The sequence below is a fragment of the Veillonella sp. 20925_1_51 genome (assembly GCF_041431445.1).
Taxonomy (GTDB): Bacteria; Bacillota; Negativicutes; order Veillonellales; family Veillonellaceae; genus Veillonella; species Veillonella nakazawae.
Genome location: NZ_JAPVXT010000005.1, coordinates 136,273 through 158,354, shown reverse-complemented (window position 1 = coordinate 158,354; position 22,082 = coordinate 136,273). Strand labels below are relative to the sequence as shown.

Annotated in this window: 18 protein-coding genes; 2 read left to right on the top strand and 16 right to left on the bottom strand. The window is 39.8% G+C overall.

Going from position 1 to position 22,082, the window contains the following annotated elements:
- The first annotated feature begins 66 nt into the window (after positions 1 to 66).
- On the top strand, positions 67 to 684 hold the full coding sequence (locus O3607_RS07075) for a LysE family transporter (RefSeq protein ID WP_314108833.1): 618 nt from the start codon (positions 67 to 69) through the stop codon (positions 682 to 684).
- A gap of 125 nt (positions 685 to 809) precedes the next feature.
- Here O3607_RS07075 and O3607_RS07070 read toward each other — a convergent pair whose 3' ends face one another.
- The 11 genes from O3607_RS07070 to O3607_RS07020 form a co-directional block, all read right to left on the bottom strand.
- Entirely contained in the window at positions 810 to 1,694 is an 885-nt protein-coding gene (locus O3607_RS07070; protein WP_371443619.1) for a LysR family transcriptional regulator, read from the bottom strand.
- Positions 1,695 to 1,890: 196 nt separating this feature from the next.
- On the bottom strand, positions 1,891 to 3,096 hold the full coding sequence (locus tag O3607_RS07065) for an MFS transporter (protein WP_371443618.1): 1,206 nt from the start codon (positions 3,094 to 3,096) through the stop codon (positions 1,891 to 1,893).
- 178 nt (positions 3,097 to 3,274) lie between these two features.
- Positions 3,275 to 3,880: a hypothetical protein gene (locus tag O3607_RS07060; RefSeq protein ID WP_060923917.1), complete on the bottom strand. Its 606-nt coding sequence runs from the start codon at positions 3,878 to 3,880 to the stop codon at positions 3,275 to 3,277.
- Between the two features lie 145 nt (positions 3,881 to 4,025).
- Positions 4,026 to 5,297 carry a putative porin gene (locus tag O3607_RS07055; protein WP_371443617.1) on the bottom strand — a complete coding sequence of 424 codons (1,272 nt, stop codon included), beginning with the start codon at positions 5,295 to 5,297 and terminating at the stop codon, positions 4,026 to 4,028.
- A 349-nt stretch (positions 5,298 to 5,646) separates the two neighbouring features.
- Entirely contained in the window at positions 5,647 to 6,108 is a 462-nt protein-coding gene (gene tnpA, locus O3607_RS07050; RefSeq protein ID WP_005380067.1) for an IS200/IS605 family transposase, read from the bottom strand.
- Positions 6,109 to 6,309: 201 nt separating this feature from the next.
- On the bottom strand, positions 6,310 to 6,912 hold the full coding sequence (locus O3607_RS07045; protein WP_371443624.1) for a hypothetical protein: 603 nt from the start codon (positions 6,910 to 6,912) through the stop codon (positions 6,310 to 6,312).
- 357 nt (positions 6,913 to 7,269) lie between these two features.
- Positions 7,270 to 7,941 carry a respiratory nitrate reductase subunit gamma gene (gene narI, locus O3607_RS07040; protein ID WP_371443616.1) on the bottom strand — a complete coding sequence of 224 codons (672 nt, stop codon included), beginning with the start codon at positions 7,939 to 7,941 and terminating at the stop codon, positions 7,270 to 7,272.
- Positions 7,938 to 8,462, bottom strand: a complete 525-nt coding sequence (gene narJ / locus O3607_RS07035) for a nitrate reductase molybdenum cofactor assembly chaperone (RefSeq protein WP_054748527.1) — start codon at positions 8,460 to 8,462, stop codon at positions 7,938 to 7,940. Before narJ ends, narI begins: the two co-directional genes overlap by 4 nt.
- Positions 8,462 to 9,889: a nitrate reductase subunit beta gene (gene narH / locus O3607_RS07030; protein WP_105086438.1), complete on the bottom strand. Its 1,428-nt coding sequence runs from the start codon at positions 9,887 to 9,889 to the stop codon at positions 8,462 to 8,464. The genes narJ and narH overlap by 1 nt, the downstream gene beginning before the upstream one ends.
- Positions 9,879 to 13,556 (bottom strand): nitrate reductase subunit alpha, encoded by a 3,678-nt coding sequence (locus O3607_RS07025; protein ID WP_371443615.1) that lies wholly within the window; start codon positions 13,554 to 13,556, stop codon positions 9,879 to 9,881. Before O3607_RS07025 ends, narH begins: the two co-directional genes overlap by 11 nt.
- Before the next feature lie 71 nt (positions 13,557 to 13,627).
- The gene (locus O3607_RS07020) at positions 13,628 to 14,314 is read right to left on the bottom strand and encodes a Crp/Fnr family transcriptional regulator (RefSeq protein WP_105086443.1); all 687 of its coding nucleotides are present in this window, start codon (positions 14,312 to 14,314) and stop codon (positions 13,628 to 13,630) included.
- A gap of 355 nt (positions 14,315 to 14,669) precedes the next feature.
- On the opposite strand from O3607_RS07020, the gene O3607_RS07015 reads away from it, so the two are divergent.
- Positions 14,670 to 16,007 carry an MFS transporter gene (locus tag O3607_RS07015; protein ID WP_316066965.1) on the top strand — a complete coding sequence of 446 codons (1,338 nt, stop codon included), beginning with the start codon at positions 14,670 to 14,672 and terminating at the stop codon, positions 16,005 to 16,007.
- A 161-nt stretch (positions 16,008 to 16,168) separates the two neighbouring features.
- Here O3607_RS07015 and O3607_RS07010 read toward each other — a convergent pair whose 3' ends face one another.
- The 5 genes from O3607_RS07010 to hemE all read right to left on the bottom strand — a co-directional run bounded on the left by O3607_RS07010 (position 16,169) and on the right by hemE (position 21,985).
- Positions 16,169 to 17,281, bottom strand: a complete 1,113-nt coding sequence (locus O3607_RS07010) for an IS1249 family transposase (protein ID WP_371443614.1) — start codon at positions 17,279 to 17,281, stop codon at positions 16,169 to 16,171.
- A 312-nt stretch (positions 17,282 to 17,593) separates the two neighbouring features.
- A complete protein-coding gene (gene hemQ, locus O3607_RS07005; protein WP_060923924.1) occupies positions 17,594 to 18,325 on the bottom strand; it encodes a hydrogen peroxide-dependent heme synthase in 732 nt (243 codons plus the stop codon).
- 129 nt (positions 18,326 to 18,454) lie between these two features.
- The gene (gene hemG, locus O3607_RS07000; RefSeq protein WP_371443613.1) at positions 18,455 to 20,041 is read right to left on the bottom strand and encodes a protoporphyrinogen oxidase; all 1,587 of its coding nucleotides are present in this window, start codon (positions 20,039 to 20,041) and stop codon (positions 18,455 to 18,457) included.
- Positions 20,038 to 20,937 (bottom strand): ferrochelatase, encoded by a 900-nt coding sequence (gene hemH / locus O3607_RS06995; protein WP_371443612.1) that lies wholly within the window; start codon positions 20,935 to 20,937, stop codon positions 20,038 to 20,040. Before hemH ends, hemG begins: the two co-directional genes overlap by 4 nt.
- Before the next feature lie 4 nt (positions 20,938 to 20,941).
- Entirely contained in the window at positions 20,942 to 21,985 is a 1,044-nt protein-coding gene (hemE, locus tag O3607_RS06990) for a uroporphyrinogen decarboxylase (protein ID WP_156719435.1), read from the bottom strand.
- Between the last annotated feature and the right edge of the window lie 97 nt (positions 21,986 to 22,082).

Genomic DNA, 22,082 nt, shown 5'->3' with positions numbered 1-22,082 from the left:
TGGAGGGGTTTCGTGCTACTATTCACCTTATTAGTACTTTATCATACTATAGTTAGGAGGGTTAACATGTACTTCTTACAAGGACTTCTTGTCGGTCTCGCAACATTTGCCCCTGTTGGCATGCAAAACCTCTTCATCATCAACACAGCATTGGTACAGCCTATACGTCGTATCATATTGACCCTTATCATATTGGCACTATTTGATATGAGCCTCAGTACGGCAGCCTTCTTTGGTGTCGGCGCCATTCTTGAAATGTGGCCGCTTACAAAGCTTATCGTACTCCTTTTTGGGGGCCTACTGATTGTATATATGGGCTTTAATATATTCAGAACTGAGCCAGATATACGCAATGTAAATACGAATATTCCAATTCGTAAAATTATCCTATCCGCTATCGCTGTATCCTGGGGGAATCCTCAAGCCGTTCTTGATGCAACTATGATGCTCGGCGCCTTTCAAGCTAATATACCTGAAGAAGGTATTTATTATTTCTTTGGAGGCTTCCTAGCTATGACCCCAATGTGGTTTGGAGCCTTGGCTGCCACCATGCATTTATTAGCTAAAAAAATAAAAATTACCCATATGGCTTGGATCAATCGCTTCTGTGGTGCAGTACTCGTCATTTATGGCATAAAATTATTTATCGATGGAGTCACAATGTTCTTAGAATATTTTAATTAAAATAACTTTAATAACGCAATCTATAGACAGTAAAGCCGTTAGCATATGCTAACGGCTTTTATATTGTAATTGTTTATTTGTTATATGACGATTAAATTTATTTTACATAATCCGTCTTTGATACATTAAAACTCTGCTAAAACTTGTTTAAACATTTCTCTAAAGGCTTCTACATAGGTGTTACTTTGATTTTGTTGCGATACAAAGTAGTAATTGCGCTCCATCGATTTACCATGGTTAGTTAATACCTTGCGCTCAATACCTGGCATGGAGTCGGTTAAATATTTAAAACGATCAAGCAACAATAGTCCTTGTTGACCTGCTACTAAATAGCGCGCCTCCTCTAATGTACGAGCATAGGCAAAGGCACCAGCATAACCAATGGCCTTACGATAATGTTCTTCCTCAGCTAGCGTATACTTACCGCGACATACTAAGATAAGTGGTAAGTCATCAATAGTTTTAATTTCGACGCTACCTTCCTTTGTATAACCTTGTGGCACCTCGATTACTGTGGTCGCCTTATCAATCAAATGACTTTCATAATCATCAGATAAAATCTGCCAATGATCATTAAAAATCACATCTACGCGACGATCATCTAACATGCCATATAGTTCCTCATGGCTGCCACTATACATGCGGATATCTAGGTTTTTATAGCGTTTAGCCATGCGAATGACCGTTTGCTGCATAGCCATCCCACTATAGCGATTTAAATAGCCAATTCGTAAGCTAACACGTGCATCTGTACCAATGCGGGTTGTTTCTACCTTAATATCGTGAAAGCGTTCTAGTAATTTTTTACCAGATCGATATAAATATTGCCCCGCTGGTGTTAGGTAAAAGCTTCGTTTTTCTCGTACCATCAGCTCCACGCCTAAACTCGTTTCAAGGGCTTTAATTTGTTGTGAAATAGCAGATTGAGACACATACTGCTCAGTCGCAGCTTGAGTAAAACTATTATTATCAACTACACACACAAAATACTCTAATTGTTTCAACAACATAACGATACACTCTCATCTCTCTTATAATTAGTAGCCTTACTCTATCTACTAGTCCACTACACAACATACACCAACCCCTCTCATTGGTATTTGCTACTCACATAATATTTTTCTCTACAACTACAACTACAACTACAACTACAACTACAACTACAACTACAACTACAATTATTATATTTCATTGAAAGTAGATTCACTATGATGAACTGCTTTCACGAGACATAACTAAATTACGATATACAAACCAGGACGCCACAAAGAATATTGTCGCCGTAGACCAAAACACAGCACCATATCCAAAGGCACGCGCAATAACACCACTAATAACAGGGCCTAAAACATTACCCATCATGGCTACGCTAGATACGGCACCAAAGACAATGCCCCGTCGCTCAACAGGGACAGCCTTGGATATCAGCGTATTTGCAATTGGCGTAATAAAGCCCATAAAGAATCCGGCTATAGCACGGAATACACCAAGTCCCCATATACTAGGCATTAAGTATTGCAAAATAAATAAAGATCCCACCGCCCATGTAGCAGTAAAGATAATACGAGGCATGGTCAATCGTTGTGTTACCTTACCGATTGAAATGGATGCTAAGGCGCTAAACAAACCAGCCCCAAAGATAATAATTCCTACAATGGTAGCCACAAATTCATCATTCACGGCCATATAGTGTTTGATATAAAGCGGTAAGATAGGACCAATACCAGTAATACCAAAGTTACATAAAAACTGCATCGCCACTAATAGACGAACTCGAGGTATCATGAGAAATGATTTAATCAAAGAAACCTGTGATTCTTGAGCGTCCACCTTATGCTTAAACTGTAAATTAGGCATTAAGAAATAAATACCTAATAAGCAAATGCCAGTCAATCCGGAAAATATAAAGAATGGCGCTCTATAACCTAATAGATCAGCCGCTAAGCCACCCATAAGAGGACCAAAGACGAGGCCCATCACCATAGATGCTTGATACAGCCCCATCGCCCATGGCACCTTTTCCTCAGGTGTTATGAGTACAATAATGGCCAGTCCTATCGGCACATAGCCGCCTACTACACCTTGCAAAATTCTTAGAACCAACAGCTGAGACGGGGTTTGTGTGAAAGCACAGGCCCCCACCGTAACCATTAAGGTGAATAAGATAAACATCATTACCTTACGTGGCCCAAGCTGGTTTGCCTTGCGCGACCAATACGGTGCACTAAGCGCTACCATACACGGCGTTACACCGGATACAATACCTGCCCACATAGCAGCTTCACCTGGATTATGTAGACCTAACTCTATAAGAAATAAGGGTAGGAATGATAGTACCCCTATAATTGTTATTCCCCCACCGATCTGTATAATACAGATTAAATAGATAATTCGTTTCCAAGAAGAATCCATAGTGACCTTCTTTCTTATCAGTATATACTTGCACAAAATAATAGAATATACTCATAATATTATTGTATCGTAAACTACAAAAAAAGACCATCTCTTCCACATATAAAGGGTAGAGATGGTCTCTTTTTAATTCTATGATTATACGACTTTTATAAGAATAAAAGTACGTATACATTATTTATTTTTGTTTGAACATCCAATAGATGTAGTAAATAACAAGTGCATACGTCACTACATCAAATACAGGCAAGAATGGTACCATTTTAGACAAACGTCCAAAACCATGAACATGAATATTTGCTGCAATGATAGCAATAAGGTTCAAACGATGAATCCAGATTGCTTTTTTACGAGATACAGATTTTGCCATATTGCCTACCCAAGGCGTTAAGTACAATACGGCAAAGATAAGAGCAATAAACATGGCTCCAAGAGAGATATAACCGCCCCAGAATCCTAAGAAGGACTTCAATGCTTTCAAGAAGTATACATACCAATGTGCACATACAAGAACAACACTAACGATACCTACGATGCGATGAACTTCAAACATTTCTTTTGGATTATATCGTTTGATAAACCATTTTGGTTTTGTTGCAATATATGTTAATACAAGCCATGCAACATAAGGAATAAGACCTAAGTGAACCTTCCAGTTACCAAATGATCTACCGCCTGTTACATAACCATATTCTACCATTCCCATAAATATTAGGGATAAAACCGCAATCCATATTAAAATATGGTATTTACTCTTAAACTGTTTTTTTACTACTTCTGCCATATAAACCTCACTATTTCTTATACAAACTACTAGTATATATCTAGTTGGCCTAATGTAGCATGCTAACAATTTCAATCCACATAGCATTCTACTTAGAACTTAAAACTAATTAGTTATTAAATCCAGATCCATCCTAAAATTAGAACTAGAATTTGAAGTTGAGGTCTGCACGGTAGAAATCATTTACACGGTTACCATCTTGTGTTTTCGCATGGAAGCCATAGTATGCATTAATACCAATATTTTTCTCCGGTGCATAAGATGCACCTAATTGCCATGCTTTATAACCTTCAAACCGTGTTTTCTTCAATAAATCATTAGATTCATATTTTTGCGTTTTAAATACAGGTGCATTTTTAGCTTGATCAAAGTAATCTAAGCGTACTGCCCAAGAGTTTTTCTTATTGATTTTATAATCGCCCCATTTAGCGCCTACGTTCCAAATATCGGAATCACTCAAGCCAGATGCTTTTACCCATTCCCCTTCAACGGCGAATTTACCAACATTGTAATGTGCATTGAAACCATATACATTATCAAAATCATTGTTTTTCAAGCCATTGCCCATACGAACGTTTGCAGTACCAACATGCGCGAGCATACCGCCGAAGCCAAAGCGATCATTAACAACTACATTGGCATTGATAAGACCTACATCACCATTATCTTCTCTGCTAGTCTTAGCAAAACGACCTGCTGTCATATAACCATAAGCACCATTTAATGTAACCTTTTTACCTAGCTTCACTGTAGCGCCTACACCATCAAAGTTAGAGCTATAAATCAAGCCACCACCAAATTTTTGGGTATAACGACCAGCATCAACTACAACATTTTTACCGAATTTATGCTCTACATATGCTAAATCCCAATTAGCTTGAGCATCTTTAGAACTATCACCTAGTTCAATAGAGCCTGTTGTAATACGAGCTTTCACAGATGTGTTTTTATTAACCTTTGCATCAAGGCCTAAACGTACACGAGTCGTAATTTTATCTTCGTAATCATAACCATCGATACCTTCTTTACCGATGTAGTTGATACGAGCATCACCAGTAACCTTTACATTGCCTACGCGGTCTTCCAATTTGGCTACACGCACACCAAGTGTATTCAATTCATTGGAAAACTCATCGGCCAAGCGGTTCAACATAGCTTGTTGTTCTGCATTAGCACGATCTTGATTAGCCATGCCTTTCGCAATCATTTGAGCCATTTCGTAACGAGTAATGTTATTTTGGCCTTTAAAAGTACCATCAGGATAACCATTGATAATACCAGCTGTAGCCAATTGATCTACTGCTTGGTATGCCCAGCTATCGGACGGAACATCGGAAAATGGATTAACAGCAAAGGCTGTAGCCACACCCATCATGGCTGCCACTGCAAAAGCACTGGTCATTTTACGTTTAATCATAATAAACCTCACACAATAAATAATGATTAATAAAAAAATGAAGAAATAATGAATTATATGACTATAATTATCATTATCATATTTAACATAAAGATAATAGCAATTTTCATCTGGTCAGTAAAGAGAGAATGTATATCAATCTCATAATCAATTATGCATTAAACTAATAATATAGAATATTTTATTTCTTAGAAAATAAAAATATAAATCAGAACCACCCGTAAAACGGGTGGTTTGCTCACGGGCTATAAGCCCGTAGTACTAGGCCAGCGTCTAAAGGCGCTGGCTTTCACTACGTTCAAGCCGCATAGCCATTGACTCGTAACGCTCCCCTTAAAGGGGATATGTATTACTTGCTACCCTTAAAAGGGTCCTCATATTCTTTTACACTAAGTTTATCTTTCATCTGGTCATGTAACTCTTGCTCACGTATATATTTTTTTACGGTAGCTTCATTTAAACCTACCGTACTTACATAATATCCCTCGGACCAAAAGTGTCTATTTCCAAATTTATACTTTAAGTTTGCGTGTTTATCGAACATCATTAGTGCACTTTTACCCTTTAGATATCCCATAAAAGATGAAACTGATATTTTAGGTGGGATTAATACTAGCATATGCACATGATCTGCCATAAGCTCCCCCTCTATAATCTTGACGCCCTTATATTCACACAAACGTCTCAGTATTTCACGTAAACTATTTCTGTATTGATTATATATAACTTTACGTCTATACTTAGGTGTAAATACTATGTGGTATTTGCATAACCATTTTGTGTGCGCAAGGCTCTGTGTCTTTGTTGCCATATAAAATCACCTTTCTTTTGCATATAATGCGGCTTGAACACCTACATTATACTTAAGCAAGGTGATTTTTTTGTATAACTTTCGTTGCCGCACCCGCATAGCGGGTGGTTTAATGATTCGCGACTACGTCGCGAACCAGTCTAAAGACAATAACGAAAAAATCCCTTCTGTATAATACAGAAGGGATTTGTATGTATCTTATTATTTCTTTTTAAACATCAAGTAGATGCAGTAGATAACAAGGCCATATGTAATGATATCAAAGACTTGTAAGAATGGTACCATTTTAGAAATACGATTAAAACCATGAATATGGATATCCGCAGCAACTAATGCTACAAGATTTAAACGATGAAGCCAAATACCAATATTACGGCTAGATGCAGTTACTTTTCTAAGTTTTGGCGTCAAGAACGCAAGGCCAGAGATTGTACCAATACCGAAGGAAGTAAGGGCTACATAGCCACCCCACCAACCGAGAACGGATTTAGCAGCTTTACCGAAATAGAGATACAAATGGAATGCAATAACAGCTACAGATGCAATACCTAATGCACGGTGAACCTTGAACATTTCACATAAATTATAACGACTTGTAAACCATTTAGGACGAGTTGCCAAATAAGTCATCACAATCCACGTACACCAAGGTACAAGACCTGTATAGACTTTATAGTTCCCGAAGGCACGACCACCTACGATATAGCCCCACTCTAGCAAACCGATCATAATTAAGGAGAATACTGCAATCCATATAAAGATATGGTAAATACTCTTATACTGTTTCGTTTCCACTTGATTCATCATAAACCTCTCTAACATAATTCCTGAAATATCAATTTTACTTAACATATTTTATCATTTAAATCGAAATTTGCAGATTACTTATATTAGATAGGTAGCATTCATTATAAGAATAATTCTAATTTAGTCTTTCATTCTAACTATATAAACAACTCAAAAGTGTTTCGGTAAAAGCTAGGTAATTCAATCAGAAAGAGTGTTATGTTATGTTATGTTATGTTATGTTATCTAAACTACTCTAACAAAAATTAATAAATAAAAGCCCCTTGTAGTAGTGAGCATCAGCATTCACTATTACAAGGGGCTAAGATTAATTTGTCATATCATGAAGGGCATACAAATCAATCATTATCCTAATTATTTTTCGTCACGTTTACGATATACAATGAACGGACGTATTAAGTAGTTGAGTGGAACACTCAAGCAGTGTACCAAACGGCTGAATGGGAAGATAATAGCTACCACCATCCACGCTAACATATGGAATTTAAACATGAATGGTACGCCTTCCATCAAGGATGGATCAGGCATAAAGGATAGTAAGCTACGGAACCAAGGGCCGATAGATACGCGGTAATCAAAGAAACCAGATGCATTAAGCAATGTACCAGCCATACCACTGAAAATGGCTAATGTTAAGAACAAATATAACCATTTATCAAGACCAGATGTGTTAACTTTCATAGCAGGCACAGTAAAGCGGCGTTTCATCAAGAGCAAGAAGCCTACGATGAAGATAATACCAGCTACAGCACCCATGTATAACGCACCTTCATGGTACAAATGGTCATTAATACCGATTGCAGCAGTCCAAGTTTTAGGGATTAACACACCTACTACGTGACCACCGATAACGCAAAGCAAGCCAAAGTGGAACAATGGATTGGCAATGCGCAATTGTTTTTTCTCTAAAAATTCACTCGATTTTGTAGTCCAGTTTCTTTCAAAGTAGAAGAAACGAACCAAAGTACCTACGATTAAGAAGGTGAAAGCGATGTAAGGCAAAGCGCCCCAAAGGAATAGATTCATCGTGCACCGTCCTCCAATCCATTTGCAACAGACAAGATAATATCAAACAAGAATGCATAAGGCAATTTAGCCTCAATGAAGCGTTCTCTAATGTATTCCAATTTTGGCTTACAATAGTCGTAAATTTCTTTTGCTTTTTCATCATCGATAACGGCACATAATTCAAGAAGTGCTGGAACATAGTCTGGCATTTCTTTTGGCAAATCATAGTCGTTTTCTAGGAAGAAAGCTTTAAATTTAACGAGTTCTTCTGCTTGTTCCCCAGTACCTTGTAATTCATAAGTCGACAAATACATAGTTGTATTTTGACTAAAATCAAAGGTACGAACATATTGGTCTTCAAATTCTTTTTTATCGGATTCCTCTACATAGTCGAAGAATTCTAATAAACCTTGACGAAGTTGAGGATGCCCAACAGATTGGGCGTCCTCTCTCCATTCAGGTAGTTCGTTATACCATTGTTCATCAGGATAGCGTAGAAGAAATGACGCAATAAGAGCGATTTTCTGAGCATCCTTCATTATTGACATCCCCCTGTAGGGCAAGCAAAACCGCGATTATGTTGCATTTCTAGGCGACCTTCGCGAGATACTTTTACGTCAGATGGAATAACAAAGCGATCATTGTATTTGGACAATGCCAACAATTTGTACATACCGTACATTTGATCCTCTGTTAAATCAACTTTATGTTCAATAGGACCGTCACCTGTTTCACGACGGCGCATGTATTCACGCATGTCGAGAACACGTTGCAATGTACGAGCTAAAATTTCTGTATTACCTGCTGTAAACAAGTTAGCAAGGTATTGTACAGGTACGCGCATTTCATGTGCATCTGGCAAGTATACATCAGATGTTACACGTTGCAAGATTGGGCTGAGTGGTGGTACATACCAAACCATTGGCAATGTGCGATACTCAGGATGCAATGGCAATGCCACGCCCCACTCTTTTACAAGTTTGTATACAGGAGATTTTTGAGCTGCTTTAATCCAGGCTTCGGAGATACCTTCAGCACGAGCCGCTTTGATAACCTCTGGATCATGAGGGTCCAAAATCAAATCTAATGTATTTTCGTAAATGTCTTGTTCATTTTTTGTAGCTGCCATTTCTTCAACTTTGTCCATGTCGTAGAATACAACGCCAACATAGCGCATACGACCTACACAAGTTTCAGCACATATTTGAGGCAAGCCATTTTCTAAGCGTGGGTAACAGAATACGCATTTTTCAGCTTTATTAGTTTCCCAGTTATAGAAGATTTTTTTGTATGGACAAGATGGAACGCAATGTCTCCAACCGCGGCATACATCTTGAGATACGAGAACCACACCATCTTCGTCGCGTTTATAAATCGCGCCGGATGGACATGCAGCTACACATGCAGGGTTCAAGCAGTGGTTACAAAGACGAGGCAAATAACGCATGAATACTTCTTCGTAGTCAAATACGATATCTTGGCCCATCTTAGTTAAGTTCACATCAGAGCGAGCATGTTGACCACCTGCTAAATCATCATCCCAGTTAGGACCCCAAGTAACTTCCATTTTTTGTTTCGTTACAAGAGAACGAGGGCGAGCAACTGGTTGGTTATTTTTACGACCGCCATGAATCAATGTTTCATAGTCGTAAGTCCAAGGTTCGAAATAATCCTTCAACTCTGGTTGTTCAGGATGGAAGAATAATTTCATCAAACGATTTGTTTTAGAACCTGTAGAAAGAGCTAATTTACCAGAGTTATCTAGCGTCCAGCCGCCCTTCCATTTTTCTTGGTCTTCCCAATTACGTGGATAGCCTACACCTGGGCGAGTTTCCACGTTATTAAAGTACATATATTCCGCGCCTTCGCGGTTCGTCCATGTATTTTTACAAGTGATAGAGCATGTATGACAGCCTAAACACTTATCCAAATTTAGGACCATGGATACTTGAGCTTTAATCTTCAAGCCAATCCACCTCCTTCAACTTACGAGCCACAATTGTCATATCACGTTGGTTACCAGTTGGGCCATAGTAGTTAAAGCCATAGCTCAATTGACCATAACCGCCAATCATGTGTGTCGGTTTCATGTGAATATGAGTTGGTGCGTTGTGTGTACCACCGCGACGGTCTTTCTTAACTTGCGTACCAGGAACGTTGATGTGACGATCTTGAGAGTGATGCATATAGGAAATGCCACGAGGAATACGTGGAGATACAACTGCACGAGCTGCAACTACACCATTTTTATTGAAAGCTTCTACCCAGTCATTATCTTTAACGCCAATTTCTGCTGCATCATCTTCGTTGAGCCAAATAGTTTGACCACCACGGAACAATGTCAACATTTGTTGGCTATCGAAGTACATACTATGAGTAGACCACTTATTATGTGGTGTTAAGTATTTCAATGTAATTTCTGGAATACCTTCTTGTTTGTAGTCACCTTGTACCGGTTTGTAGGACAATACAGGTTTGTACAACGCCATAGCTTCACCGTAATCGCGCATCATTTCATGATCGCAATAGAAGGATTGACGACCTGTTACGGTACGGAATGGTACTTTATCTTCTGTAGATGTTGTGAATGGGGAATAACGACGGTTTTTATCGTTTTTACCAGTACTTGTTACAGAGCTAATGATGAAGCGTGGTTGGCGAACCATGTCATCAAAGGTAATTTTTTCTTGTTCACGACCTTTTGCGTTCTTTTCAAGATCAGAAAGACCAGTTTTTTCTTCCATTGCCTTCCAAGAACGAACAGCCAATTTACCATTTGTACAAGAAGACAATGTCAATACAGCATTACAAGCTTCTTTACATTCGTAAATGCTTGGACGGCCATGAGAAATGAATTCTGGATTATCGATTGTACCATTTTGTGCGTACAATGTTTGATATTCATCAGATACATCCCAAGCCAAGCCATGAGCCCCCATTTTGTTTTCGATGTTAGGCCCCAAAGCAATGAATTTTTCAAAGATTTGGCTATAGTTGCGTTTTACATGAACGAGGTTAGGCATTGTTTTACCGGGAATTGGTTCACATTCGCCTTTGCTCCAGTCGAGAACCTTACCTTCTGGTTGAGCCACTTCACCTGGGCTGTCATGACCAAGAGGCAATGCTACGATGTCTTCGTATTCTGTGAAGCCAGACTCTTTTGCTACGCGAGATACTGTTTCTGCAAGGGTACGGAATGTATCCCAGTCAGATTTAGTTTCCCATGCGCAATCAACAGCAGCTTGGAATACGTGTACATATGGATGCATATCTGTAGAAGACAAGTCTTCTTTTTCATACCATGTAGCTGCAGGGAATACGATATCAGAGTACAAGCCTGTAGAAGCCATACGGAAGTCGATGTCGATTAAGAGGTCAAGTTTACCTGCCCCATCAGCTTCACGCCATTTGATTTCTTCTGGACGTGTAGGTGCATCGTCATCTTCTAATACCGCATTTTTAGTACCTAATAAATGTTTCAAGAAGTATTCATGGCCTTTAGAAGAGGAACCAATAAGGTTCGCACGCCATACAAACAAGTTGCGTGGATGGTTTTCTTTAGCCGCAGGATCTTCTACGCAGAATTGTAATTCTTTATTTTTCAACGCTTGCGCCACATATTGATTAATTTCTGCTTCTGTACCAGCACCAGCTGCACGAGCATCGTTAATCAAGTCTTGGCTGCCTTTATTGAAAGTAGGATATGATGGCAACCAACCTAAACGAGCCGCTAATACGTTGTAATCACCAGGGTGACGATAACGAGGCTTAGCTAATTTAGATACGCGGTCTGCCAAGTCGATGCAATCAGAACGATATTGTTCTGTAGCAAAGTAGAACCAAGATGTACCATTTTGCAAACGAGGAGCTTTACTCCAGTCGTTAGCTGTCATGATACCGCCCCAGCCTTCAATAGGACGAAGTTTTTCTTGACCTACGTAGTGAGCCCAGCCACCACCATTAACACCTTCTGTACCACAGAACATGATAAGGTTCAAGATTGTACGGTAAATCACGTCAGCATGGTACCAGTGGTTGATACCACCGCCCATGATAATCATGGAACGACCTTTAGTTTTTTCTGCATTATCTGCAAACTCACGAGCTGTGGCAATAGCGATATCTGCTTTTACGCCAGTAATTTTTTCTTGCCATGTAGGTGTGTAAGGAGTGTCATCTGTATAAGATGTTGCCACTTCACCACCGATACCACGATCGATACCATAGTTAGCAAGAATAAGGTCATATACGGTAGTTACTTTTACAGGACCATCTACAGTTTGTACTGTAATGGTAGGAATAGCACGTTCAATTACGCCTTCGTGCTCTTCATCGCCAAAGTATGGCAATTTAACAATAGTCACATCTTCGCGTTGATCAAACACGGATAAGCGAGGGTCGATTTTAGCCCCTGTATCGCGGTTTTCAAGGCGTAAGTTCCATTTTTGTGGATTTGTGTGACGTTCGCCCATTGTACCATTAGGAACAACGATTTCATTAGTTGTATCATCGATTAATACCATTTGGAAGTTAGCGCCTTCCTCTTGGCGACCCAAATCCTTAGCATTCAAGAAGCGGCCTGGTTGTACAGTGCCGTTGATTTCTTCAACGCGTACAAGGAATGGCATATCTGTGAACTCTTTAGCATACTCTTTGAAGTATGGAGTTTCTTTATCGATGTAGTATTCTTTTAAGATTACGTGGCCCATTGCCATAGCAAGAGCCGCATCAGTACCGGCTTTTACATTGAGCCAAGCATCAGAAGAAGTTGTAGATTCTGCATAGTCAGGGGATACGGATACTACTTTAGTACCTTTGTAACGAACCTCTGTTAAGAAGTGAGCGTCTGGCGTACGAGTCAATGGTACGTTAGAACCCCAAGTCATGATGTAACCAGCATTGTACCAGTCACCAGATTCAGGTGTATCAGTTTGTTCACCCCAAACTTGAGGGCTAGAAGGTGGTAAATCGGCATACCAGTCATAGAAGGACAATGGTGAACCACCCATTAAATTAAGGAAACGAGCACCTGCTGCATAGGACAACATGGACATCGCTGGAATTACAGAGAAGCCTGCGTTGCGGTCAGGGCCGTATGTTTTTGCAGTATATAATAAGGATGCAGCAGTAATTTCTGTCGCTTCATCCCATGTGGAGCGCACAAAGCCACCCATACCACGGGCAGATTTGTATTTTTTCGCTTTTTCAGGATCTTCTACGATAGATTTCCAAGCTTCGATCGGGTTCTTAGCATGCTTTTTAGCTTCTCTCCAAAGCTCAGCCAATTCGCCGCGTACATATGGATATTTTACGCGCAATGGGCTATAGAGATACCAAGAGAATGTTGCACCACGAGGGCACCCACGTGGTTCGTAATCCGGCATATCATCTGGTGTTTCAGGGTAATCAGTAGCCTGATTTTCCCACGCTACAACACCATTCTTAACGTAGATATTCCAGCTACAAGAACCAGTACAGTTTACGCCATGCGTTGTGCGGACAACTTTATCGTAAGACCAACGGTCACGATAAAAATTTTCCCACTCGCGACCGCCATCTTCAGTTATTTGATGGCCGCTTGGAGATACGTTCTTCTTGCGAAGAAACTTAAACTTTTGAGACAACAAGCTCATCTCGTGTCCTCCTTCAAAACTACAAAAAAATCCTTTGTGCTAGCTGAGCTAACACAAAGGAGAAAATACTGTTATTCGATATTACTAATATTAGGGTCTATATTATCAACCTCTAAATCAAGCAATCCGATTAAAGCATCAAAATCACAGATTACTAGATGGTGTTTGTCATAGGCTACATAGCCCAACTTACGCAACTCACTTAGCATGCGATTTAAACTTTCTCTTGATGTGGCAGCAAATTCAGCCAACTCTTGATTTGTTAGGGCGATATCGATAAAGATACCATCCTCGCGCTCTACACCATAACTATTGGCTAAGCGCAACAAGGTAGAATAAAATGCTCCCTTCTTGCCATATAGTAGCAAGTCTCGGTATTTTGCCTGTTGACGACGCATATGTAATGTGTAGATTTGCATCATCGCAATAGCCAATGAATGATCTTTTGCAATAGCTGGCTCTAACACATCATAGCGAATGGAATAAACAGAGCAATCCTCCCGAGCGATGGCGTTGAACACATAAGTTCTTGTGTTCTCCTCATACAACGGAACCTCACCAATTACATTATTCGGACCTACTAGACGCAACGCAAAAATGTGCCCACTAGATTCGAATTTCTTAATGCTCATTCTACCTTTTAACACTACGTAAAAGTGTTCTGCCTTGTCCCCCTCGTGGAAGAGAAAATCACCTTTTTTAAGATGGAGTTCCTCGCCCGGCAAAGCAAGTAATTGGTTAATTAAATTTTTATCCATACCTTCACCACTCCATTGTACTTTTAAAATAAAATCCATTAGTTATACTAATCTATTTATAGTAAAAGCACATGTATTATATACTTTTTTGTATATATAAGATTATTATAACTTATTAATTTCAGAATATGTGTGTTTTATGTCACATTCACAAAAAATTTTACAATATATAATATATTTGTGATATAAGACATTGCAAATTTTGTTGATACAATAATTATAACTCAGTTCTCTAGGTAATTCGAATATTTTCTATAGAAATTCTATAAATTGCAATATTCATATACATTGACTGATAATTGTATCTTCCATGTCTTCATTGCATGTATAGTTTTTTAGTAAGGAGAAGTTCAAAATGAGCGAACTAAAAATGCCTCAAGTAGGGGCAAGCCGTAGCGAAATTGTGGCTAATTGGCAACCAGAAAATCCAGAATTTTGGGAAAAGTTTGGTAAAAAAATTGCTAAACAAAACTTGGTTATATCCACAATTGCATTAACCCTTTCATTCTGTGTATGGTATTTATGGGCAACCATTGCAGCACAACTAAATGGCGCTGGCTTTAACTTTACAACAGATCAATTATTTACATTAGCCGCATTACCAGGTCTTGTAGGTGCTACATTACGTTTCGTATATACCTACATGCCAGCCTTAATCGGTGGTAAGAACTGGACATTTATTTCTACACTTATTTTATTAGTTCCTGTTGTATGGCTTGGCTTTGCTGTTCAAGATACAACAACTTCTTATACGACATTCATGATTTTGACTGTCCTTATCGGTTTAGCGGGAGGCAACTTCTCGTCCTCCATGGCGTACATTGGCAACTTCTTCCCTAAATCTGAAAAAGGTACAGCTCTTGGTATCAACGGCGGTGTTGGTAACCTTGGTGTCTCCGTAATCTACTTCTTAGCTCCATTCGCTATGGGTTCTGCTGCATTAGGTAGCGTATTTGGTGTAACACCAGCCATCATTAAAGGTAATGCAGTATACCTTGCCAATGCGGCTTTCATGTGGATCGTACCACTCGTTGTTATCCTTGCTCTTATGACACGCTTCATGGATAACTTGCCTTTGGAGAAACCAAATCCTAAAAACCTCGTACAAATCTTTGGTAACAAACACACGTGGGCACTTACATTGCTTTATACTTGTTCCTTCGGTGCCTTCTCGGGTTACGCGGCAGCACTTGGTTTATTAGTAGGCAAAGAATTCCCTGAAGTTCCATTTGCTTCTATCGCCTTCGTAGGTCCACTCGTAGCAGGTGCCCTTCGCCCTGTAGGTGGTTGGTTAGCCGATAAAATTAACAGCGGTACAAAAGTTACTTTTGTAAGCCTTCTCGGCCTATGTGCTACAACGGCTCTGATTGCAGTTGGCGTAGACATGCACAACTTCCCATTCTTCTTTGCAATGTCCGTATTGACCTTCGTATGCTGTGGTTTCGCAACAGGTGCAACATTCCGTATGATTCCACACGTATTTGGCAATCCATTGCTTTCCTCTTTAATTACAGGTTTCGTTGCTTCCGTAGCTGCATACGGTGCCTTTATTACACCTAAAATCTTCGGCTTTGTATATTCCACATTTGGTAATATCCATCCAGCCTTTGCTGTATTGTTAGCCTTCAACATCGTAACTGTAGCAGTATGCTACTGGTTCTATGTACGTAAAAGCGCAAACATGAACGTATAGGGTGTAACAGAAACTATAATTTACAACCCAATAAGGTAATAAAAGACTCCCTCAACAATCCTCCATGCGATTTGGTTCTGCGGCCATAGGCCTTGAACCCGCAAGTCGGATTTTATGAGGGAGTTCTTTTATTAGGGTTATAGGACAAAAAGTGTGTGTGACTAATCCCAATAAGTTGGAAAATCTGTAGACATATGTAGCTCATTCCAAACAGGAGCATCACCCCATTGAGGGATTGAACGATCTATTTGGCAATAATCAGATAACCGTTTGTAGATAGCAGCAATCGATTCATCTGTAGGCATACAATTTAATATATCTGAAATAGAAAGCGGTCTTGGTGAGTGCATATAGCACCACCAATAGACCGCTTTTAGTCTTCTTTCAAGTGAAAGGCCCCTATGAGCCCGTAACATACTTCTTAATTGAGCATTTACTCCACCTTCAATACGATTATTTGTTGTAGGTATTGTAATATCAATACATTCCAAAAATGTAAATAAAGTTTGTTGCCTAATCAGACGCCATAATGATGATTCAGCTTTAAGCAAACGCTCATGTGTAGAGCGTTTGTTTCCGAATTCATCAATCGTCATTTCTCGTAAAAAATCAGAATATGTCATTCGCCACGCCGAAAGTTTATTAATCCATATAAAAGCTTGATCCATTGTTTTCACATTAAATAAATCTTTAGCAAGAGTATAAAGATCCTTTCCTGCTAACGTTTTAGGTCTACTTGTCGTATATCGTCTAACCTGACAAAAAATATGAAATAGGCATCTTTGGTGGCTACTATGAGGCCAAACTTTTCGTAATGCTTTAGGTAAACCATTAGCGCCATCAGATACAACGACTTTAGGTTCAGCAATCCGTTCCATTAAGCACTGCCAAGCTCTAGCATGCTCATAACGGCAGACATACCATCCTAGAACATGAGTATCATTGCAACAAATCAATACACATAAATTCCTAGCTAAGTAAATTCCATCAAGATATACCACATCATGTACTTCTTCCACTTTTGGTGGCAATGGCCATATGGACCAAAATTTAGCGGTTTTACGCCTGAATGTACGACCTTTACCAGGCATATCAGCTTGAATATTGGTGCTGAATAACCAATTCAAGAATAGGCTTAACTCTTTACTTAAATTATTAATTTTAACGGTAAATGCCACCTTACAATGTTTGCAAAACCAACGCTGAGAACCAGATTTTAAAACACCGTGTTTAATGCATGTTTCATTACAATCAGGACATTTTATTTGTCGCATAAACTCTTCCTCCATATTTGTTTATATATAGGAAGATATAACCTCATTTTAGTCAGTAATTACAAGGGTTAATTGATGTTTTCACCCACACTTTTTGTCCACCCTCAAACTTCTCCAGAAAAAGATTAAACCCTTATAACACTAGATATTTACTAGTGTTATAAGGGTTTTTACACACACTTTTTGTCCTATAAGCCTTTTATTAAAAATTAGACATGTATTAGCATTTTAGGGGAATGTAAATTATAGTTTCTGTTATCTAAGCACGAAGGGAGGACCTCGTAAGTCGGATCGATGCGGGGTTTTCTTTTATTATCCAAAGATTTCTTCTAGTAGTGCATCGTCGATGATGGTACCAACGTAGAAGTCGCTGAAGATGCCGTATTTTGCACTGGCTACTTCAAAGCGCATATCATATACGATTTTTTTGAATTGGATGTCGTCATTACTGAAGATTGTAATGCCCCATTCCCAGTCGTCTAGGCCACAGCCACCTGTTGTAAATTCGGATAAAACGTCTAAGTATGTTTTACCAAGTTCACCGTGAGATTTCATCAACATGCCTCGTTCTTGCGGTGGTAGCATGAACCAGTTGTCATCACCTTCACGTTTTTTGCTCATGTTATAGAAGCAGATGTATTTGTCACGAGGTACATGAGGGTATAGTTTTTGGTTAACTTCTTCTGTATCGAGTTTAGCTTTAACGTAAGCACTTACTTCTGTTACAGATGTATAGGAATATGTTTGCACTAATACGCTTGCAATAGCCAAACGACGGAATTTGCGTTCTACTTGTGCCAAGTATTCAAGGGATGGACCAAGGATCCATAGGATTAAGTCCCCTTTTGCGCCATTACAATCATAGAATGCATAGCTACCTTCTTTAGCTTGATGTTTAGCTTCAAGATCCGCTAAAAATGCTTTTAATTCGTTGCGCGCTTCTGCTTTTTCTTCAGCTGTAAAGCAGTTCCATGCACTGAAATCCATGGCAAAGACCATGTGTTGGCTATGCCAACCTTCTACTGTAGGGATTGCTTTTCCCATTGTGATCACTCCTATCTATGGTGATTATATTTAAAGAATATCTTTCTATTACTCTAAGAATCGAAAAGACTCCATATACTATTATAGCATATGGAGTCTTTTCTTATAATTATTTATTAATATTAATTTTCAATTGCTCTCTGCAATAGACTCTACGAGTTCTTTTGCTTGTTTTACACCATCAGGAATACCGATGCCATCAAACGGTGTACCAATGAGATGTAAGTTTGGATAGTGTTTTGCCACATGTTCACGTACTGCTGTGATGCCTGCTCGATGTCCTACATTATATTGCGGCATGCAGTGAATGAGACGATTGATGCGCACCCACTCAGGTTGCGTGGAGAAATTCATAATACGTTGAATTTCCTTTACTGCTAATGCTGAAAGTTCCTTATCATCGAGATGTTCTACCACATCATTGCCAGGTTTACCGATAAAGACGCGCAATACGATTTTATCGTCAGGCGTTGTTTGAGGCCATTTTTGATTAAGAATAGTACACGCTGTAAGAGGCGTATCTGTATTGCGTGTAATCAAGAGACCCGAACCTTTTAAATCACCATCAAAGGTAGCTTTATCAAAGGCCATAATAGCAATAGCGCAGCTAGACTGCTCCATGGAGCGCAAGAAATCAAAACCCGGATCATCCTTAAACCATTGCGTATATGTGGCAGGCGGTGTCGCGATAATCACATGATCCGCCATAGCAGGAGCTTTATCGAGAAGAACCTCTGTAGCTGAATCTGTAGTAGATTGACAGCCACAAGCATTGTTTACAGAATTCACCACATCGATAGCATACATACCTTCAACATATCGAATATTAGATACTAGTGTCCCCGTATGTAACTGTACATTGCTAGGCATGGCCTCAACGATGGCTGTTATAACGCTTTCAAGGCCACCTGTCAATTGACGGAACATGCCAGATTGAGCAGCAGTGCCCTTGCGACTCGCTATATCCGCATGGGCCTTAGTGGACTTCGCTTCATGACTTTCAAATTGACGGTCTGTCATAGTCCCTTTACCAGCACGCGGTACGTCGCCTTCAGCTACGGCACCTTTAGCCGCTTTAGTAACCCCCGCTTTAGAGTGGCCCATCTTAGCAGCCATCATGCCTTTTACCATATTCCCGTATTTTTGTTCTACTTGAATAAAATGAGGGAATGTAGATAACAAGCTAATTTTATAAATGTCGCCGCCATAGATCCCCGCCAATAGAGGCTCGATGAGCTTATCCATCATTTCTTGACCTAAATGGTATTGAAAGAAATGACCAATAGATACATCTCCATTTTTATCTAGCTGGTATGGCTTTTTAAAGTAATCTAAACCAGCTCGTAATTTGCCAGGCCAAGAAATAAGCGTTGCTTTCACAAAAGGCATCATTTCCGTAGGGATGCCCATGATAGAGCCCCCTGGAATAGGATGAATAGAACCTTTGTCATACACAAAGGCTTGCCCTGTTTCATTCGATACAAGGGTGTCCCCTAATCCGAGATCATAGACGAGATCCGTCATTTCCGTTTTACGGCCTAAGTAAGAATCAGGTCCGAGCTCTACCACGAAGTCATCGACGCGTTGTGTTTGTATTTTCCCACCAAATCGTGGTGCTTGTTCATAAAGAGTAATGGTCCAGTTCGGCTTTGCATGGCCTAAATAATAAGCCGCTGTCAATCCGGTTAGGCCACCGCCCACTATTGTTACATTCACGAATGAATCCTTTCTATTATTGCACTCGCCATCGCTTGCAAGAATGTTTCATCACAATTCGGCATTTCTGCACGCATATATACAGCGCCGCCAGCATCAACGAGTTCTTTGCACTCTACATCATTATCGTACAATACCTCTACATGATTGCTTACAAAGCCAAATGGTACAAAGGCTATATGTATCGCACCACTACGCAAAGCTTGATTGATCGCTTCCGCTACGGTTGGCCCTAACCATTGTCCATGAGGGGCTGCGCTCTGCCAAGCTACAGACCACTGTTCTAAATCGCAACGTTGAGCGATTTCTTTTGCACTTTCCTCTAAGGCCAAAGCATAAGAGTCTGCATTATGACTATTAATAAGAGGTATGCTATGAGCACTAAAAATAACAAATACATCTTTAGTATCATTGATGCAGTCTGAAACTGCTTTTACCCAATACTCGATAAAGGAAGGTTGATCCCACCAAGCACGAATAACATCAAAGGTTACATCTTGAAAGTCACCAATTGCAGCCTGCACTTGTTTCTCATAAGCGCCAGTACCAAGAGACGTAAAGAATGGGGCCGTTACGATAGCGATAATATGCTCTACACCTTGTTTGACTAATGCATCTACCGCATCAGCAATGGACGGCTTCATATGAAGATATCCAATGGCCGATGGTATGGATGGCAACAAAGTAAGCAGTCTATTATATTGACGTTCTGCCATCGTTTGTAATTCTACGTTGGACCACTGACCAATGACATCATAACGATGGGTAAGATTATTAACTTCAGCATCGGTCGGCACGCGACCATGACGAATACTCGTCATGTATGGCACTAAATCAGCCTTACTCGAAGGGCTACCATAGGATAAGAATAATAATCCTTTTTTCTCGATGTTCACTAGCTTACCCCTCTTGTGCCCATAATTCACGACTGCGTTCATGTACATAGTCTGTAAGCCAATGAAGCTTTTTAGGATCTGCCTCTGGGAATACGCCATGACCTAAGTTAAAGATATGACGGCCATAACGAACACCATCAAGTAAGATGCGATCCACTTCGTGAGCTAATGTTTTTTCATCAGCGAATAAGTAGGCTGGATCGAGATTACCTTGTACCGTTTGTGTTACGCCTCGTTCATTAGCCATAACGATGGAGCTACGCCAATCAAGAGCGATTACATCCAATGGCAAATGAGACCAAATAGATACGAGATGATCGGTACCAACACCATTCATGGCCATAGGCAAGTGAGGGTATCGATCTTTTACAGTCTTAATAATGCGTTCCATATGAGGATAAATACCTTGTTTATATTGGTCCGCATTCACTGCACCAACCCAAGAGTCGAAGATTTGTAGTGCGTTCGCACCGGCTTCGGCTTGCATAGACAAATATTCAATGGACATATCTGCTAACTTTGTCATCAATGCATTCCACACATCTGGTGCACCTATAAGCATGCCACGAGTCTTATTATAATTCTTTGTTGGTCCCCCTTCTATGAGGTAAGACGCAATCGTAAATGGTGCGCCACAGAACCCAATGAGCGGAACGTCGAGCATACCAGATGTTAATAATGTAATCGTTTTTCCAATATAATCTACCTTTGTAGGGTCAAAGGTATCTAATGTATCTACATCAGCCATGGATCGAATCGGTGTATTAAACACAGGTCCCACACCCGCCTTGAGCTCTACGTTTACATTCATGCCTACCATAGGGCTCATAATGTCCTTGTAAAGGATCGCTGCATCTACGCCGTATTCTTTTACAGGTAGCTCTGTAACACGAGCACACAACTCAGGCTCTTTTGTAATTTCAAAGAGCGTATATTTTTCTTTGATTTTGCGGTATTCCGCTTGGCTACGACCAGCTTGGCGCATATACCACACAGGTGTTACACCAGGGTTCTTCCCTTGGATCATATCTAAATATGCTGTATTCAAGTACTCAACCCCTTTCTTTCTAATTTATACTAACACACTATGATAACTAAAACAGTTACTTTAGTTACATCACTTATAACGTTGCTATTACTATTCC

What these genes read in the sequence shown, in the direction of transcription:
- O3607_RS07075 (WP_314108833.1), top strand. Translation starts at nt 67, where the DNA reads ATGTACTTCTTACAAGGACTTCTTGTCGGTCTCGCAACATTTGCCCCT.
- O3607_RS07070 (WP_371443619.1), bottom strand. Translation starts at nt 1,694, where the DNA reads ATGTTGTTGAAACAATTAGAGTATTTTGTGTGTGTAGTTGATAATAAT.
- O3607_RS07065 (WP_371443618.1), bottom strand. Translation starts at nt 3,096, where the DNA reads ATGGATTCTTCTTGGAAACGAATTATCTATTTAATCTGTATTATACAG.
- O3607_RS07060 (WP_060923917.1), bottom strand. Translation starts at nt 3,880, where the DNA reads ATGGCAGAAGTAGTAAAAAAACAGTTTAAGAGTAAATACCATATTTTA.
- O3607_RS07055 (WP_371443617.1), bottom strand. Translation starts at nt 5,297, where the DNA reads ATGATTAAACGTAAAATGACCAGTGCTTTTGCAGTGGCAGCCATGATG.
- tnpA (WP_005380067.1), bottom strand. Translation starts at nt 6,108, where the DNA reads ATGGCAACAAAGACACAGAGCCTTGCGCACACAAAATGGTTATGCAAA.
- O3607_RS07045 (WP_371443624.1), bottom strand. Translation starts at nt 6,912, where the DNA reads ATGAATCAAGTGGAAACGAAACAGTATAAGAGTATTTACCATATCTTT.
- narI (WP_371443616.1), bottom strand. Translation starts at nt 7,941, where the DNA reads ATGAATCTATTCCTTTGGGGCGCTTTGCCTTACATCGCTTTCACCTTC.
- narJ (WP_054748527.1), bottom strand. Translation starts at nt 8,462, where the DNA reads ATGAAGGATGCTCAGAAAATCGCTCTTATTGCGTCATTTCTTCTACGC.
- O3607_RS07025 (WP_371443615.1), bottom strand. Translation starts at nt 13,556, where the DNA reads ATGAGCTTGTTGTCTCAAAAGTTTAAGTTTCTTCGCAAGAAGAACGTA.
- O3607_RS07020 (WP_105086443.1), bottom strand. Translation starts at nt 14,314, where the DNA reads ATGGATAAAAATTTAATTAACCAATTACTTGCTTTGCCGGGCGAGGAA.
- O3607_RS07015 (WP_316066965.1), top strand. Translation starts at nt 14,670, where the DNA reads ATGAGCGAACTAAAAATGCCTCAAGTAGGGGCAAGCCGTAGCGAAATT.
- O3607_RS07010 (WP_371443614.1), bottom strand. Translation starts at nt 17,281, where the DNA reads ATGCGACAAATAAAATGTCCTGATTGTAATGAAACATGCATTAAACAC.
- hemQ (WP_060923924.1), bottom strand. Translation starts at nt 18,325, where the DNA reads ATGGGAAAAGCAATCCCTACAGTAGAAGGTTGGCATAGCCAACACATG.